At 72.0% G+C, this 16,745-nt stretch carries 13 protein-coding genes; 6 read left to right on the top strand and 7 right to left on the bottom strand.

Annotated elements, in window-relative coordinates; translation table 11 throughout:
* Nucleotides 1-92 precede the first annotated feature (92 nt).
* Nucleotides 93-1,769, top strand: coding sequence for a protein kinase (locus tag ABGB01_RS19935; protein ID WP_347775042.1), 1,677 nt, complete (start codon nucleotides 93-95; stop codon nucleotides 1,767-1,769).
* A 15-nt stretch (nucleotides 1,770-1,784) separates the two neighbouring features.
* Here ABGB01_RS19935 and ABGB01_RS19930 read toward each other — a convergent pair whose 3' ends face one another.
* The 5 genes from ABGB01_RS19930 to ABGB01_RS19910 form a co-directional block, all read right to left on the bottom strand.
* On the bottom strand, nucleotides 1,785-2,321 hold the full coding sequence (locus ABGB01_RS19930) for a GNAT family N-acetyltransferase (RefSeq protein ID WP_347775041.1): 537 nt from the start codon (nucleotides 2,319-2,321) through the stop codon (nucleotides 1,785-1,787).
* A 50-nt stretch (nucleotides 2,322-2,371) separates the two neighbouring features.
* Nucleotides 2,372-3,094: a VIT1/CCC1 transporter family protein gene (locus ABGB01_RS19925; RefSeq protein ID WP_347775040.1), complete on the bottom strand. Its 723-nt coding sequence runs from the start codon at nucleotides 3,092-3,094 to the stop codon at nucleotides 2,372-2,374.
* Between the two features lie 168 nt (nucleotides 3,095-3,262).
* The gene (locus ABGB01_RS19920) at nucleotides 3,263-5,062 is read right to left on the bottom strand and encodes a metallophosphoesterase (RefSeq protein WP_347775039.1); all 1,800 of its coding nucleotides are present in this window, start codon (nucleotides 5,060-5,062) and stop codon (nucleotides 3,263-3,265) included.
* A gap of 10 nt (nucleotides 5,063-5,072) precedes the next feature.
* Nucleotides 5,073-6,116 carry an endonuclease/exonuclease/phosphatase family protein gene (locus ABGB01_RS19915; RefSeq protein ID WP_347775038.1) on the bottom strand — a complete coding sequence of 348 codons (1,044 nt, stop codon included), beginning with the start codon at nucleotides 6,114-6,116 and terminating at the stop codon, nucleotides 5,073-5,075.
* A gap of 152 nt (nucleotides 6,117-6,268) precedes the next feature.
* Nucleotides 6,269-7,042, bottom strand: a complete 774-nt coding sequence (locus ABGB01_RS19910; RefSeq protein ID WP_347775037.1) for a GntR family transcriptional regulator — start codon at nucleotides 7,040-7,042, stop codon at nucleotides 6,269-6,271.
* A 121-nt stretch (nucleotides 7,043-7,163) separates the two neighbouring features.
* On the opposite strand from ABGB01_RS19910, the gene ABGB01_RS19905 reads away from it, so the two are divergent.
* From ABGB01_RS19905 to ABGB01_RS19885, 5 genes are read left to right on the top strand one after another with little or no spacing between them, the layout of a single operon-like run.
* The gene (locus ABGB01_RS19905) at nucleotides 7,164-8,456 is read left to right on the top strand and encodes an extracellular solute-binding protein (protein ID WP_347775036.1); all 1,293 of its coding nucleotides are present in this window, start codon (nucleotides 7,164-7,166) and stop codon (nucleotides 8,454-8,456) included.
* Nucleotides 8,435-9,424, top strand: a complete 990-nt coding sequence (locus tag ABGB01_RS19900; RefSeq protein WP_347775035.1) for a sugar ABC transporter permease — start codon at nucleotides 8,435-8,437, stop codon at nucleotides 9,422-9,424. Before ABGB01_RS19905 ends, ABGB01_RS19900 begins: the two co-directional genes overlap by 22 nt.
* A complete protein-coding gene (locus ABGB01_RS19895) occupies nucleotides 9,421-10,251 on the top strand; it encodes a carbohydrate ABC transporter permease (protein ID WP_347775034.1) in 831 nt (276 codons plus the stop codon). The genes ABGB01_RS19900 and ABGB01_RS19895 overlap by 4 nt, the downstream gene beginning before the upstream one ends.
* On the top strand, nucleotides 10,248-11,192 hold the full coding sequence (locus tag ABGB01_RS19890; protein ID WP_347775033.1) for a BadF/BadG/BcrA/BcrD ATPase family protein: 945 nt from the start codon (nucleotides 10,248-10,250) through the stop codon (nucleotides 11,190-11,192). The genes ABGB01_RS19895 and ABGB01_RS19890 overlap by 4 nt, the downstream gene beginning before the upstream one ends.
* Nucleotides 11,189-13,165 (top strand): sugar isomerase domain-containing protein, encoded by a 1,977-nt coding sequence (locus ABGB01_RS19885; protein WP_347775032.1) that lies wholly within the window; start codon nucleotides 11,189-11,191, stop codon nucleotides 13,163-13,165. Before ABGB01_RS19890 ends, ABGB01_RS19885 begins: the two co-directional genes overlap by 4 nt.
* Before the next feature lie 31 nt (nucleotides 13,166-13,196).
* Here ABGB01_RS19885 and ABGB01_RS19880 read toward each other — a convergent pair whose 3' ends face one another.
* Together ABGB01_RS19880 and pulA are read right to left on the bottom strand one after the other, a co-directional pair.
* Nucleotides 13,197-13,835, bottom strand: coding sequence for a hypothetical protein (locus ABGB01_RS19880; protein WP_347775031.1), 639 nt, complete (start codon nucleotides 13,833-13,835; stop codon nucleotides 13,197-13,199).
* A gap of 198 nt (nucleotides 13,836-14,033) precedes the next feature.
* Nucleotides 14,034-16,712 carry a pullulanase-type alpha-1,6-glucosidase gene (gene pulA, locus ABGB01_RS19875; protein WP_347775030.1) on the bottom strand — a complete coding sequence of 893 codons (2,679 nt, stop codon included), beginning with the start codon at nucleotides 16,710-16,712 and terminating at the stop codon, nucleotides 14,034-14,036.
* Nucleotides 16,713-16,745 lie beyond the last annotated feature (33 nt).

Below are 16,745 nucleotides of genomic sequence, written 5' to 3'. Positions count from 1 at the left end.
GCGCGTCGATCACGTAACACGCCCACGCGTCGGGATTTATCCCGTTAAGGTGCATGAGGTCCGCCCCACCCGTCACAGGAGTCACCCCCCTCATGCCGAACCCCGAGCCTCTGCGCCCAGACGATCCCGAGGCGATCGCGGCCTACCGGCTCGTCGGGCGGCTCGGCGAGGGCGGCCAGGGCACCGTCTACCTCGGACAGGCTCCCGACGGCCGGCCGGTGGCCGTCAAGGTGCTGCGCCAGTCCGTCGCCGGGGGCAACGGCTTCGCCAAGGAGATCGCCGCGGCCCGGCGCGTGGAGCCGTTCTGCATCGCGCAGGTGCTCGACGCCTCGATGAGCGGGCGTCCGTACATCGTCAGCGAGTACGTCGAAGGCCCGTCCCTGCAGGAGGCGGGCCCCCATCGCGGCGCCGATCTGCAGCGCCTGGCGGTCAGCACGGCCACGGCGCTGGCCGCCATCCACGAGGCCGGGGTCGTGCACCGCGACTTCAAACCCTCCAACGTGCTGCTCGGACGGGACGGGCCGCGCGTCGTCGACTTCGGCATCGCCCGCCTCGCCGACTCCGCGGTCACCGTGACCAGCAGCGTGGTCGGGACGCCCGCGTACATGGCCCCCGAGCAGCTGGCGGGCGCGTACGTCGGACCGGCGGCGGACGTCTTCGCCTGGGCGTCGGTCATGGTGTTCGCGGGGACGGGCACGCCGCCGTTCGGCGAGGACTCGCTGCCCGCGGTCATCAACCGGGTGCTCAACCAGGAACCGTTCCTCGGCGACCTGCCGGAGCCGCTGCGCCAGGTCGTGCACGCCTGCCTGGCCAAGGACCCGAACGCCCGCCCGCGGATGCGGGACGTCCTCCTGCACCTGCTCGGCGGGTCACGGCCGCACCCGGCCGGGGCACACCCACCGGCGCCGCAGACCGCACCCGGCCATCCGCACGGCGCGCCCGGTCACGCGCACGGGTCGCACAGTGCCCAGCACGGCCTGCCCGGTCACTCGATGACCCCCGGCCCTCGGCCGGGCGTGCCCGGTCGTCCGGCGGCGGGTGGCGATCCGCGTCACACGCTTCCGCCGCGCCGTACGAGGGCGCGTGTGCCGCTGATCGCCGCCGTTTCCGGGGCGGTCGCCGTGTGCCTGGCGGCCGGCGTCGTCGTGTGGAACGCCTCGGGGGACAGGAGTCCCGCCCCGCCGGTGCTGGCCGCCGGCTCCAGCGAGCCGTCCCCCTCCGCCACCGGCACGCTCCGGCGCGAGAGGACCGCCCCGCCCAGGAAGAAGCCGCGTACCCCATCGGCCGCTCCCGAGACCACACGCTCGCGCCCCGCCACGCAGCCGTCACGGGAACGCACCGCCGCGCGGCGAACGCCCACGAGCACGCCGAAGCCGACGAGGAGGCCGGCGACCAGGAAGCCGGTGACCAGGCGGCCGTCGCCCACCGCGAGCGAGAAGCGCACGAAGGCCGCATCGTTCACCCTCGCCTACGTCCGGGTCGCCGGCTCGTCCAAGATCAACAGCGAGGGTGTCACCTGTTACACGGGCTCGCTGGGCTTCGGCATCGGGCTGGACGCCTCCGAGATGGGAGCCCCGTTCTCCTACCAGTGGGTGGTCGACGGCCAGGTGATCGAGAGCGGCTCCAGGCGCATCCCGTCCCACGCCAGGTCCGACTATTTCGGTTCGAAGAAGCAGATCAGCCCCGACCTCGGGACCGAGCACACGGTCGTCTTCCAGCTCACGTCGCCGGTGCGGAAGAGCCAGTCCACCTCGTGGACCATGTGCTGAACGCCGGACGCGGCGTCAGCCGAGCTTCTTCGTCAGGGTCTCGAACGCCAGGTCGTCACGCATGGGCACGCCGAACCGCTCATCGCCGTACGGGAAGGGCGACAGCTCGCCGGTGCGGACGTAGCCGCGGCGCACGTACCAGGCGATGAGATCCTCACGCTGGACGATCACCGTCATCCGCAGCTCGCCGGCGCCCCACTCGTCGCGGGCGAGCCGCTCGGCCTCGGCGAGCAACGCCCGCCCCGTGCCCGCGCCCTGCAGGTCGGGCGCGACGGCGAACGTCCCGAAGTAGGCGTGGCTGTCATGGCGTTCGAGCTGGCAGCACCCGACCATGACGCCGCCGGCCTCGGCGACGATCACGGTCGTGGACGGATCGTCGATCATCTCGGTCGCCATCTCCGCGTCCACGCGCTGCCCCTGGAGAAGGTCCGCCTCGCCGGTCCACCCGTTCCGGCTCTTCTCTCCCCGGTACGCCGACTGCACCAGGTCGACCAGCGCGGGGACGTCGGAACGGCGGGCTGGGCGGAAGGTGTGCTCGCGGGGGCTGCTCATGCTCATACTCCAGAAACGTACCTGGGCACTTTCCGCGCGGTCGCCCGCCATCAGGAGACGGCGACGCCGAGCAGGTGGCCCAGCCCGAAGGTGACGGACGCCGCCCCCACGCCCAGCGCGAGCTGGCGCAGCCCGCCCAGCCACCACGGCCGCGCCGTCATCCGCGCCACCGCCGCCCCGAACCCGAACAACGCCAGCACGCTCAGCACCACGGCCACCGCCAGCCCCGACGCTCCGAAGAGGAAGGGCACCAGCGGCACCAGCGCCCCGGCGGCGAACGCGCAGAACGAGGACCCCGCGGCCACGTACGGCGAGGGCAGGTCGTCGGGATCCACGCCCAGCTCCTCGCGGACGTGCACCCGCAACGCCTGCTCGGGATCGGCGGACAGCCCCTCGGCCACCCGGTGCGCCAGCGCGGGGTCGAGCCCGCGCGCCTGGTAGAGGGCGGCCAGCTCGGCCAGCTCGCCCTCAGGGTTCCTGGCCAGCTCGCGCCGCTCGACGGCGATCTCCGCCCGCATCAGCTCGGTCTGGGACTTCACGGACGTGTACTCCCCGGCCGCCATGGAACACGCCCCGGCGACGAGACCGGCGAACCCCGCCAGCACCGCGCCGCGCCCGGCGCCCGCCGCGCCGACGACGCCGGCGATCAACGCGAAATTGGACACGAGCCCATCCATCGCCCCGAACACGGCCGGACGCAGCCAGCCGCCGGTGACGTCCCGGTGGCTGTGATGCTTCTCGGGCGAGTACGGCCGGGTGAGCTCGATGGTCATGCATTCCTCCGTTTTCGGGTGCCTTATCCGGAAATGTAGGCATATGTCGCCAAGATCCGCAACGAAGGAAAGCCTTTCCTGGCCAGGCATTCCGCCGCCAGAACAGCTCGGCGGGCGTGGTCCAGCGGTTCTCGCCGGCGTCCGCCGGCCGCGCGGCCGTGGTGGCGGCTAGCGCGCGGGCCTCCCGTCGGCGTCGACGTCGATCACCACGCGGTCGGAGTAGGTTCGCCGCTCGGTACGGAGCACCGTCAGCGCGTCGTCCATGACCGGGAAGACATGGACGGGGGTCAGGGTGATCCGCGCCTTCCGGCCGCCCTTTCCCCGCACCCGGTCGACGTCGATCTCGAGATGACCGTAGTGCTTGCCACCCGAGAGCAGCTTCGGCGTCCCGCCGGCGACGTCCCACTTCTCGGGCTCGCCCTGGTCAGCCGTCCACCGGCTGAACGCGTTGTACGCCAGGGGCGGGCTGTCGAGCGTGGGGCCGTCCCTGCGCACGCCCCGCAGGCCGTCGCCCGAGACACCCACGTCGTAGTAGTGCACACCGGTGCCGTCGCCGTCCGTGTCGACGAAACTCCGCTCGAACATCTCGCTGTGTCCGGAGATGACGGCGCTCACCCCGTACCGTTCGAACAGGGGATGGTAGACCCGCATCGGGGTGCCGCCCTGGCCCGAGGTCAGCGTGTGGTTCATGGGCAGGCCGTGCTCCCCGCTGCTGTAGGGGACGTGGTGGAACTGCACGAGCACGATCTGACCCGCTGCTCTGGCATCGCGGAGCTGCTGCTCCACCCACGTCCATTGCCGGCCGCCCGGGCTGTAGTCCGAGAGGTCACGGCCGTCGGCCGCCTCGTACTCCGAGCGCGTGAAGTTCTCCTGGGTGTCGGTGCCCGGTCCGGTGTACTCGCGGCCGATCAGCTTCTCCTCGGGCGGGTAGCTCGCCGCGCTGTCATCCGGTTCGCCGTTGTTGCTGTCGAGCGTCAGCACGGTGACCGGCCCGTAGTCGATGCGGTGGTAGTTGTCGCGGTGCTCCGGCGTTCCGTTGGGCGGCGCGTCGAAGTAGGCGTGGAACTTGGCGCGCGATCGTACAACCGGCGTGCGGTCCTCCGGCGTGCCGTACCCGCCGTTGATCGCCCCGAAGCTCTCCCAGTTCCCGAACGCGGGGATGATGGGCACGCCGGTCAGCAGGTCGCCGGAGGCGCCGGCGGTGTGCCGGAAGAACTCGTCCCAGCCGGGCTGGTAGCCGCCGCCCTGGACGAGGTCTCCGGTGAAGAGGACCGCGTCGGGCGATCTGCCGCGCACGACCGCGAGGTTGCGGCGCAGGCCCTCGTCCTCGGTGAGCGGATAGCGCAGGACGCGTGTCCCGGACAGGACCGTGGTGCCGTACGTCCGGTCCCAGAGCGAACCAGCATCGGCCAGGGGCCGGCCGGCGGCGCCGGCGCCCGGCGCCCACTCCCGGCGCTGGACGCGCCCGCGCGGCTCGGTCTCGGAGTCGGACATGGCGATCAGCCTGATGTGCTGCCAGCGGTCGGCGGCCGGGGCGGTGCGGAAGCGCCCGCGGAAGGTCTCCCCGCCCTGCTCCACCGTGTAGTGGTACTGGGCGCCCGGTCGCAGGCCGCTGACCTGCCTGGAGTGCTTGTAGCTGTCCGGCCCTCCGAGCCATGATCCCTGCTCCAGCCCGGGGATCTCCTGGGTGAGCTCGGCGGCCGTGTAGGCCAGGTCCGGCTGCGGCTCGCCGGCGACCCGCGCGATCTGGCGGCCCCGGAGGCCCGGGCCGTGGACGGTCAACCGGCCCGGCTCGCCGTCCTCGGTGAACCAGGTGATGGTGATGCCCGAGGAACTCGGGCTCTGCAGATACGGAAGGATGCGGAACTCCGCCTGCCGGGTGGCCGCCGTGGCCTGACCGGTCAGGGTCCCCGCCGGAAGCAGGGCCGCGGTCAGCGCCGCGGCGCACAGTCTCGTTCGCCTGAGCATGGCGGACCTTTCAGTGCTTCAGCGCGACGTCGCCGACGACGATGCGGTGGTCGGAGTGCGGTGTCGAGACGACCCAGCCGGACGCGGGGCCGACCCTGAAGTGACGGCGGTCCACGAAGATGTAGTCGATCTTCCGGTTGCTCTCGTAGGGCCGGTGGTAGTCGTCGGGCAGGCCTTCGGCACCCATGGTCCACTCGCCCTGGCGGTGCGGGCACGCCTCCGTCCCGAGGTGCCATCGCCTGATGTTGCCGCGCCAGCGCGGGTCCGCTCCGTCGACCTCGTCGAACACCCCGGTCCCGCCGCACCTGGCGTAGAAGTGGGAGAGCGAGGGCAGGAACGGCAACTCGTTCAGGTCGCCGAGCAGGGCGACCGGCATCCGGGCGGCCATCGGCGTGATGGTGTCGGCGATCAGCTTCGACTGGGCGTAGTTGATGGAGCGGCCGTAGTGGGTGTCGGCGGCGATGTCCGGGTCGTCGGGGAAGGAGTCCTCGTTGATGATGACCAGGGGCACCTCGGTATGGGTCACGCACGCGCGCACGGCCGCGGCGCGGGGCACGTGGACGTCGCCGCAGACGAGCTTGCGGAACCGCTGGCGATAGTGGTAGCCGAGGTCCAGGTACGGCGTGTCGCCGAACATCACCCGGTCGGACGGGTGCTTGCTCAGCAGTCCCATGACGTACCAGCCGCCGGGATTGACGTCGGCGTCGTGGCAGTTGGGGATGTCGTGGTTCGTCACGACGACCTGCTCGGTGAGGCCGCCGTACCCCGGCTTCGCCTTCAGCCGGTCCCGCAACGCGACCCACTGCGTGTAGCACATCTCGTTGAGAGAGATGATCTCGGCGCCCTGCTCGTAGATCTTCGTCACGGCGTCGTCGACCGGGGCTCCCGTGCTCCCGCCGTTGAAGCCGTTTCCGGCGAAGTTGAAGTCCAGCATCCGGATCCTTCGCTCGGCCTTCCCGGCCGGAGCGGCGTCCGACGGTTCCGCGGCGGCGACGGCGGGCGTCGCCAGGAGTAATGCGGCGGCTGCCACGATCGCGGTGACTCCGAATCTCATGGTGCGTCTCCCGGAGGGTGAGTTCCGCTCGAACATTCCTGTCTAGACCAGTATTTGGCGGAAACGTAACACCGCGTGGAGGGAGTGACAAGGGGGAGGCGTGTGCAGGAAAGGGGCCGGGCAGTTCGCGGTGCGGGCCCGCCGGGCCGGGGTCAGCCGGCGGCCGGAGGCCGGCTGACGTGCATCTGGATGACGTAGCGATCGCCGCGGTAGAGCGAGCGGCCGAACTCGACCACGTTGCCCATGTTGTCCACGGCGACGCGCTCCACGAGGAACGCCGGATCATAGTCCGGCACCTCCAGCCGTCTGGCCTCCGACCGGCTCAGCCGGGCGATGGAGACGGTCTGCTCCGCGGTCTCCAGCCGCACGCCGAACAGGCGTCCCAGGAGCTCGAAGAGCGAGTCGTCCCGTCCCATCTCGGCGAGCAGGCCCGGGAACCGCGCGGCGGACAGGTTCGTGCGCTCCAGCGCCATGGGGACGCCGTCGGCGGTCCGCACCCGCTCGATGGAGTGGACCGGATCGCCGGTGGCGAGGCCGAGGCGGGCCGCGATGTCGCGCGGCGCGGGCCGGGTGCGGCCGCGGTAGCTTCTGGCGCCGGGAACCATCCCGCGCATCCGCATGTCCTCGCTGAAGGAGCGGAAGTTCTCCGAGTGCGTGAGGGTGGGCTGCTGTACGAACGTGCCCCGCCCCGCCACGCGCCTGACCAGCCCGCGCGCCTCCAGGTCGTTGATCACTCCGCGGACCGTCATCCTGGCCACGCCGAACCGCTCGGCGAGGACGCGTTCGGAGGGGAGCAGAGCGCCGTCGCGCATGTCGAGCACCAGCGCGGTGAGGACGTCCTGGATGCGCTTGCCCTTCGGGCCTCCCTCGCCCGCGGAGAACACCTCTGGTGCGACATCACGCGGTTCGTGTCGCGGCCTCGCCACCGCCGGCTCCCTCCCAGTCCTGTCGGCGCACCATCCTATGGCCTCGCGCCTGTTGACTTACGGTCTATACCAGTATTACGTTCCAGACCATCGCATGAGTGCCCGATATGGAGAAATGCGTATGTTTCGTACACGGCGCGGCTTGATCGCGGCGGCCGGGATGCTGGCCATGACTCTGTCGGCCTGCGCCCCGAGCGCCCCCGATGGGCAGACGAGCTCCGGCACGACCTCCGAACAGGTCACCCTCGAGGTCTGGGGATGGCGCCAGGAGGACGTCGCCGCCTACGAGAAGATCTTCAAGATCTACGAAGACGCCCATCCGGGCGTGAAGGTGAAGTACGTGCCCTACAAGGCCGACGAGTACGACACGATCCTGCGGACGGGGCTCAGCGACGCCAACGGCCCCGACGTCGCCCAGCTGCGCTCGTACGGGCTGCTCCAGCCGCTCGTCGCCGCCAAGAGCCTGGTCCCCCTGGACGGCCAGGTCCAGGAGCTGGCCGGCTTCCCCGAGCCGGTCCTGGACGGCGCCCGCGGCGAGCGCGACAAGCGGGTGTACGGCGTGCCGTTCGCCATCCAGACCCTGCACGTCATCTACGACAAAACCCTCTTCGGCAAGCACGGGCTGACCCCGCCGAAGACCTGGGACGAGATGATCGCGGCCTTCGACACCCTGGCGGCGGCCGGCCTCGTCCCGCTCGCGACGACGGTGACCGACACGTGGATGCTCCCCATCCAGCAGGAGATCTTCGGCGCGACGAGCTACGGCGGCCACGACTACCTCAGCAAGATGCTGGCCGGGCAGGCCAAGTTCACCGACCGGCCCTGGGTGGACTCGCTGGCGAGATGGAAGAGCACGAGCAAGTACTGGCCCGAGCAGTACGAGGGCGTGAGCTACGTCGACGCCCAAGCGCTGTTCACCTCCGGGCGGGCGGCGACGTTCCCCGGAGGGGTCTGGGAGCTGGCGGTCTTCGAGAAATCCAACCCGGAACTCGAGCTGGGCATCTTCAACGTCCCACCGCCGCCAGGCGCGGCGGCCACCCGGACGCTCGTCCCCGGCTACGTCGACGGCTCGTTCGGTGTCTCGGCCAAGTCCCCCCACCAGAAGGCAGCCATGGACCTGGTGCGCTGGATGGCCTCCCCCGAGTTCGGCCAGGCGTTCTCCACCGGGCTCCGGCAGATCTCGGCGGTGCCGGGCGTGCGGCCCCAGGACCCGCTGCTCGCCCAGGCGCTGGCCGCCTACCAGGCCGACCCCAGCCCATACGTCACCTACGCGTACTTCTCCGGCGGCTCGCCGACCGCCTGGGACCTGGCCTCGGAGGCGTTCTCGACGTTCGTCACCGGGCGCTCCGGCGCCGAGGACGCCGCCGAGCACGTTCAGCAGGGTGTGGACCAGTGGTTCGAGCCGACCCAGTGACCGCCGAGCACCCCGAGCCGGCGCGCCACCGGTCGGGCTACCGGGCCGGCTACCGGGCCGGCTACCGGGCCGGCCGCACCTCCCCGGCCTGGATCGCGGCGTTCTGCCTGCCGGCCCTCGTGCTCTACGGCGTGTTCGTCGTCGTCCCGCTGGTCACGGCCTTCTACTACGGCCTGTTCCGGTGGGAAGGCATCCGCCAGGGGGAGTTCGCCGGGCTCGGCAACTATCTCGAGGTGCTGACCAGGTATCCGCTCAACCAGGAGATTCCCGCCGCGCTCTGGCACAACGTGCTGTTCTTCGCCGGCACGATGGCCATCCAGAACACCGTCGGCCTCGGGCTCGCGGTGCTGCTGTACCGCAACCCCCGCGGCAAGCGCTTCCTTCAGACGATCTTCTCCCTGCCGTACCTCATCAGCCCGCTGATCGTCGGATACGTCTGGTCACTGCTGCTGAGCCCCACGTTCGGGCCGATCAACTTCCTGCTGCGGGTGGCCGGCCTGGACGCGTGGGCCCGGCCGTGGCTGGGCGATCCCGACACGGCGCTCCCCGTCCTGGTCCTGGTGAACGCCTGGCAGTGGATCGGGGGCCCGATGCTGATCTTTCTCGCCGCGCTGGGCGGCATCCCCCGGGAGCTGGAGGAGGCCGCCGCGATGGACGGCGCCTCCCCGTTCCGGGCCTTCTGGAGCGTGCGGTTCCCGCTCCTCATGCCCGCGGTCGGGGTCATCACCGTGCTGACCTTCATCGGCTGCTTCAACCTCTTCGACCTCGTGTACGCGCTCGGCGGATCGGACGGCGGCCCGGGCGGGGCGATGGACGTGCTGGGCCTGCTCTACTACCGCACAGCCTTCGAGGGCGGCACGAACGCGATCGGGGAGTCCTCCGCGCTCGCCATCATGATCTTCATCCTCGTCTTCGGCGCCTCCGCGGTCCTGGAGCGCTTCCTGCGGCGCCGGGAGGTGACCCCGTGACCACGAGACGCCGGGGCGTACGGGTCCTGGTCGTCCACGCCCTGTTGTGGTCCTACGCCGCGGTCGCGTTCGGCCCGCTCCTCCTGGTGGCGATCGGCTCGTTCCGTACCAACGCCGACATCCTGCGGCAGCCGGTCGGGCTGCCGGAGTCGCTCACCCTCGACAACTACCTGCGAGCCTGGGAGACCGCGTCGATCTCCACGTACTTCGCCAACTCGCTCCTGGTCACCGTCGGCGCCGTCACGCTGTGCGTAGCGGTGTCGGCCACGGCCGCCTACGCCCTGTCGCGCTGGCGGTTTCGCGGGCGCGCGCTCCTGGCCGCCTTCTTCCTGTCAGGGCTGATGATCCCGGCCAAACTCGGGCTGCTGCCGGTCTTCTACATGTACCTGTCCATGGGGCTGATCGACACACGGCCCGGCCTGATGCTGCTGTACGCCGCGAGCGGCGTGCCCTTCTCGATCTTCGTGATCATGGGTTTCATGCGAGGGCTGCCCACCGGACTCGAAGAGGCCGCTCGCCTGGACGGCGCGAACGAGGGACGGCTCTTCGTGTCGATCGCCCTGCCGCTCATGCGACCGGCCCTGGCCGTGGTCACCGTCTTCCAGTTCGCGCCCACGTGGAACGACTTCTTCTACCCGCTCGTCCTGTTGCGCAGCGACGCCAAGTACACCGTGCCCGTCGGCCTGACCCGCTTCTTCGGCGAGTTCGCCACCGACCGGGCGACGCTCTTCGCCGGGCTGGTGATCGCCCTCGTGCCGCTGGCCCTGGTGTTCGCGCTCGCGACCAAGCAGATCATCGCCGGGCTGACGGCAGGGATGTCCCGTTGACGGCGGATCACCAGGCCCACATCAGCATCGACGGCGGCAAGTCGGAGCTTCGCCTGCTCGTGAGCACCGGCCGGAACCGGCAGTACGGCGTCGGGCCAGGTATGTCGTACGAGCCGGGCGAGGACGGCGTCGCCCGCATCCTCGGCAGCGTCCGGGCCGCCGCCGAGGCGGTCCGGCTGCCGGCGAGGGCGGCAGGCGTGGCCGCCGGCCTCACCGGGGTCCCCGGCGACCCGGCGGCAAGGCGCCGGCTGGTCTGCCTCCTCGAGGAGTTCTTCGGAGGCCCGGCCCTCGTCGTGGAGGACAGCCTGCTAGCCCACGCCGGGGCCCTGGAGGGCGCGGGCACGGTGTTGTGCGTGGGCACCGGGACCACGGTTCTCGCGGTCGGCGACTCCGGGCACAGCACCAGGATCGACGGCTGGGGGCCGCTGCTGGGAGACCGCGGCAGCGCCCACGCCATCGGCCTGGCCGGGCTGCGCGCCGCCACGGCGGCGCACGACGGCGTGGGGCCGGCGACCGAGCTGGCCGACCGGCTCGTCGAGGAACTGGGCGGCACGGATCTGGCCGGCCTGCAGCGCTTCTACCGGGACGCCGCGCTGGTCGCGCGGACCGCCGCCTTCGCGCTTGCCGTCCTGGAGGCCGCGGAACACGACGCGGTGGCCCGCGGCATCTGTGTCGAGGCGGCCGAGGATCTCGCCGCCGCCGCGGCGGCGGCGGTGTCGCGCCTGCCGGACGCGGGCCGGCGGGTCTCCTACAACGGGCGCCTCCTGGCTCCCGGCAACCTCCTGCACACTGCTCTGGTCGCGAGTCTGTCCGGCCGCGGGCTGGACCTGGCCGCGCCGCTCGCCACATCTCTGGAAGGTGGATTGACCTTGCTCCGTTCGCAAGAACCGTATCGAGGCCTGCTGCGGCGGCTCGCCACCCAGCCGGGAGGCCAGGCGTGAGAGCCGGGCATGGCGCCGAGCGACTCGACGTCGTCGTGGGCGAGGCCATGGGCGGGTACGCCGACCGGACGGAGGGCATCACCGGCACCCTCGACCCGCTGGAGGTCCACGCCGTCACCTTCACCGGCGGCGGGCACCGATTCGCCCTGATCGTCGCCGACCTCGTGTGCGTGAACACCGATGTGGTGGAGCGGATCCGGGTCGCCGTCCGTGACCTGGGCGTCGGCTCCTGCTGGGTGGCGGCGACGCACACCCACGCGAGCCCGGAGGCCGGATGCGTCCCCGGGGGCGCGCCGACCCCTGCCTCGCTGGCCGACCGCCTGGTCCGCGCGTCGCTCCAGGCCGTCAGGGCCGCGCTCGCGGACGAGCGGGACGCCCGGCTCCACACGGTACGGGCGGAGGTCCCGAACCTGGGTGGCCGGCGCGCGTTCCCGGACCGGCACGCCGCCGACCTGCCGGTCGACGCGCTTGTCGTCTCGTCCCCCGGGGGAGAGACCGTGGGCGTCATCGTGGTCTCTCCCGTGCATCCCACGGTGCTCCCGGCGGGCAACAGCGGTGCCGGCGCGGACCTCGCCGGCGGCATCCGGCGTGCCCTCCAGGCCGGTGACCGATGGGTCGTGGTGGCGACCGGCGCCGCGGGCGACATCAGCACGCGGCACACGCGGCGGGCGCGGGACCGGGCGGAGATCGACCGGCTCGGCATGCTGGTGGCCGAGCGGCTGCCTGTCGCGGCGCCTCCCGCGGGCGAGCCGGGGGAGGAGTCCGTCCTCGTACCGGCTTCCGTCCGGGTCGAGCTCGCGCCCAAGCGGCCCGAGGCGTTCGCCGCCGCCATCGACGCGGCGGCGGACGCGCGGGGCGCCGGCGAACGCCACCGGAGCGTGGTCCACCAGGGCCGGCGAATCGCGCGGGATCTCCAGAGCCAGGGGCGCACCCGACCCTACGAGATCGAGGTCCAGGCGATCCGGCTCGGCGACGTCACCCTCGTGGCCGTGCCGGGCGAGCTCTTCCTCGACCTCGGCGAGGCCGTCCGCGCGGCGTTCCCGGCGCACGGTTCACCCGTCGTCCTCGGCTACGCCAACGGCTACCTGGGGTACCTGCCCAGCCGCGGCACTCCGGCCACGTACGAGACCCTCGTCAGCCCGGTCGCGGAGGGCAGCGGCGAGCGCGTCGTGGCGGCCGCGGTCCATGCCGTCGAGACATCATCGGGAAGGAACGGAGCCTCCATGGCCGGATCACAGTTCGCGGCCCGTGCCGGGTCACTCGTGGACCAGGTGCTGACGACGCAGATGACCGCCATCCACCAGGCGGCCGAGCTCGTCGCCGACTCGATCGCCGCCGGCGGGGTGCTCCAGGCGTTCGCCACCGGGCACTCGCGGGCGGTCGCGCTGGAGCTCACCGGTCGGGCCGGCGGCCTGGCGGCCGTGAGCATGCTCGCGGTCAAGGACCTGGTGATGTTCGGGGGCGTGGACCCGGAGCTCATCCTGGATCCGACGTACGAGCGCACGCCCGGCCTCGCCGAGCGGATCTACACGCTGGCGCGGCCGGAACCGGCCGACGTGTTCCTGATCGTGTCGAACTCCGGCATCAACGCGGCGGTCGTCGAGATGGCGGAGCTCGCCCGCGGCAACGGCCATCGCGTGATCGCGCTCACGTCGCTCGAACACACCCGCTCGTCGTCCGCGCGCAAGGAAAGGGGACCACGCCTGGCCGATCTCGCGGACGTCGTGATCGACAACTGTGCCCCGGCCGGCGACGCCACGGTCGAGCTCGGCCCTGGGGCACGCGTCGGCGCGGTCTCCTCCTTCACGGGGGTGCTCATAGCGCAGGTGCTCGCCGAGCTCGTCTGCCGGAAGCTGCTCGAACGAGGCGCCGACCTCCCGGTGTTCGTCTCGGCGAACCTGGCGAGCGGCGACGATCACAACGCCGCGCTGTACGAGCGCTATCGCGAACGCGTGCGCCCGCTCGAGCCGTAGCCGGCGGTGCGCGTCGCGTCGCGGCGCCCGTTCAGGCGTGGGCCGGGGTGGTGACGGTGCCGGAGGTGCCGGAGGTGCCGGAGGTGTCGGAGGTGTCGGAGGTGCCGGAGGTGTCGGCCTGCCGGCCGTGGATCATGGCGGCGCAGTCGGCGATGGTCTCCTCCAGGAGCCGGCGCAGCAGCGCGTCCGGGTCGGGGATGCAGGCCTGCACGATGCCGACCACCGACAGTTGCACCGCGTTGGGCGCGGCGTACCGGCGGAAGCCCTTCTGCGTGATCCTGGCCGCGCGGCTGAAGCGGCGCGCCTGCTCGGCCGCGTGCGGGACATCCTCCATCACCCGCACGCTCGGCTCGCTGAGCCGCCCCGACGGGGCACCGTCGAGCCTGGCCAGCATCTCCTCGGCCGCCAGCACCGACACCGCCAGCGCGAGCTGGCGCTCGGCCGCCGCCACAGGCAGCGCCGTGGTGGCGCAGCGCAGCGCGATCCGCGCGTCCACGCGCAGGTCGTCGCTGGCCAGGCCGATGATGGACGGAACCAGGTGGACGAGCCCGGCCCGGCTCTCGTCGCTGGTGTTGTCGTTGACCAGGCGGGCGAGCGCGGCCAGCAACGGGTGTGTGCAGGCCGGATGGTCGCTCCAGCGCTCTCCGGCCAGATAGGAGGCCAGCTCCATGAAACAGGCACCGCGTTTCGGGTTGCGATGTCTGCCTCGGGACAGAACCGGCATGTGATCAAGGTGATTGTCCACGGGTGCTCCACTGCTCCACGCGATCGCCGTCTATCCAGTCTGCGTTGTCGTGCGGCTGAAAGCCATGGGTTTTCGACCGGCTGGTTTCCCCTACCCAGCACACCCGTCGTCTACCGGCTGCGTTCACCGGGCCGTGACGAAGACCGCGACGGTGCGGGCCGGGACCGACAGCGTGGCGGTGGCCGGGTCGAAGGCCGAGCTCCGCACCACCGCGTCGCCGGAGCACTCCTGCACGGGATGGAGCGACACGGCCTGTCCCGCCAGGCCGGGCATCGCCTGCGCGTGCGCGTACGGCGTCGCGTTGAACACGACGGTGACGGACGTCCAGCGCGGGTCGAGGCCCGCCGTGTCGATGTGCATGGCGATCACGCCCTCCGCCGAGGCGGGGAACGTCAGCCGCCGCCGCACCTCGGCCGCCGAGCCCAGGGCGAACGCCGGTGACGACGCCCTGATCCGCAGCAGCTCGCCGAACCCGGCCCGGCACGCGTTGACGGCCGCGCAGTCAGGGCGCAGCGCCGGGTCTTCGAGCAGGCGTTTCGCGTACGGCCACGCGGCCTCGTTGGCGGCCCTGGGCGGCAGGCCGGCGCCGAAGCCGTTGCCCGCAGAACAGTCCCACAACAGCCGGTTGAACCAGTCGCCCGAGTCGTAGGAGTTGCGGTCCAGCGACTTCGACCGCAGCCGCTCGCTGCCCGCGTGCACGAACGCCGTCCCCTGCGCCAGCACCACGGTGGCCAGCGAGAGCACCTGCATGCGCACCCGGTCGGCCATCGGCGTCCGCTGCGGCAGCTTGTACGCCAGCGCGTCGAAGAGCGTCTCGTTGTCGTGCGCGTCGACGTACGCCACCGCCTCGCCCGGCGCTGCGGTGTAACCGGCGGGCGAGCCGTTGTAGCCGACCTCGGAGCCCTTCCTGCCCGAGGGCAGGACGTAGTCGCGCAGGCTGCCGGTCAGCCCCACCTTGACCAGCTCCGCGCAGGCGGCCAGCCTGGCCCGCTGCTCCTCCTCGGCGCCGTTGGCCGGTGCGCCGTTGGGCGCGCCCGCGAGGCCGGAGCCGAAGCCCTGCACGCGCGGGTCGGCGTCGAACGGGCCGCCGCCGCGCACCGCGTCGCGCAGCCGGTCGGTGAACGTGCCGATGCCGGTGCCGGCCAGGTTCGCCTGCGTGGCCTGCTCGAACCTGGCGTCGTAGGCCACCTCGCCGAAGTTCCAGCCCTCGCCGTACAGGATGATCGATTTTCCGTCGACGCCGTCCTTCCCGGGGGTCAGCCGGTCGAGGGCCGCGCGGACGGCGAGCATGCCGGCCTTCGGGTGGTGGCCCATCAGGTCGAAGCGGAAACCGTCGACCTTGTACTGGGTCGCCCACGTGACGACCGAGTCGACGACCAGCCTGCCCATCATGGTGTGCTCGGGCGCGGTGCCGGGGCAGCACGTGGAGGTGGCCACCGTGCCGTCGTCGAGCAGCCGGTGGTAGTAGCCGGGCACGATCGGGTCGAGCACCCCGGTGCAGTGGGTGTGGTTGTAGACGACGTCCATCACCACGCGCAGCCCGGCCCGGTTGAGCCCGGCGACCATGCCGCGGAACTCTCTCGTGCGCTCGTCGGGGTCCGTCGCGTACGAGCCCTCGGGCACCGTGTAGTGCAGCGGGTCGTACCCCCAGTTGAAGGAGTCGTTCGCCGCGGTCCTCGCCACGCACTCCTGCTGCCGCTCGGACGCCGGCGGGAACGCGCCCAGGTCGCAGCCGGGCTCGGTGCGGTCGGCCGCCCGCTCGGGCACGGTGGCGAAGTCGAAGACCGGCAGCAGGTGCACGTGGGTCAGCCCGTCCCCGGCCAGCGCCCGCAGCTCCCGCATCCCGGCGCCGTCGCCGCCGAAGGCCGCGTACGTGCCGCGCAGCGCGGCCGGGACCGTGGTGTCGGAGGCGGAGAAGTCGCGTACGTGCAGCTCGTAGATCGACGCCCGGTGCTGCGGCACGGCCGCGGGCTTGACCAGCCGATCCCAGCCGCGCGGTTTGTGCGCGGCGCTTTCCAGGCGGACAAGCCTGCTGCGCCCGCCGTCGGGGGTGACGGCCAGGCCGTACGGGTCGGTGACCTCGTTCGTCACGATCCTGCCCTCCCTGGGGGAGTAGACCGTGACGAGGAACGTGTACTCGCGGCCCAGCCACGTCGGCAGCCCGCGCACCGACCAGACGCCGGTCCGGTCGTCGCGCCGCATACGGTGCACGCGGCGCCGGCCGGTGCCGGGCGTGTGGAGCGCCAGCTCGACCGTGCGGGCGGTCGGCGCCCACAACGACAACGACGGGATCACCCGCCCCGCCGGGCCCAGCCTTGCGGTGGCGGCCTCGGCGTAGACGTCGTCGAGCACGCCGGGCAGCTGCACGCCGGTCGCCGCCACCAGCTCGCCCGCGGCGTCGCGCTCCACGGCCACGATCTGGCCGCGCAGAGCGTCCTTCACCAGGCCGGCGTCGCGAGGGTCCACCTTGAGCGCGGTGAAGGAGGCCAGGTGAGGCCAGCGGCGTTGCTGATCCTCGCTCATCGTGCCGGGTGCGAGCCGGATGAGCCGCGGGTCGCCGGTCAGCTCGCCCTCGTCGAGGGCGATGTCGCCGCGGGCGCTGAAGGCGAGCGCGTGCCGCAGCGACGGCTCGACGCGCCAGGCCACCGTGTCGCGGTCGATCCAGCAGGCTCTCGCCCTCGTCAGGTCGACGTCCGCGCGCGGTGGCCGCTGTGGCCGCGGTGGCCGGTCGCCTTCGGCGCCGGTGCCAGCCGGCCGACGGCGGATCACGCGGAACCCCGCATCCCCACTCCCGATGTTCACGCTGTGTGATCGTGATATTACCATTCATGTCCC

This window comes from Nonomuraea sp. B5E05, assembly GCF_039880665.1.
In the GTDB taxonomy this organism is placed as follows: Bacteria; Actinomycetota; Actinomycetes; order Streptosporangiales; family Streptosporangiaceae; genus Nonomuraea.
This window is presented reverse-complemented; position numbering and strand designations above follow the sequence as displayed.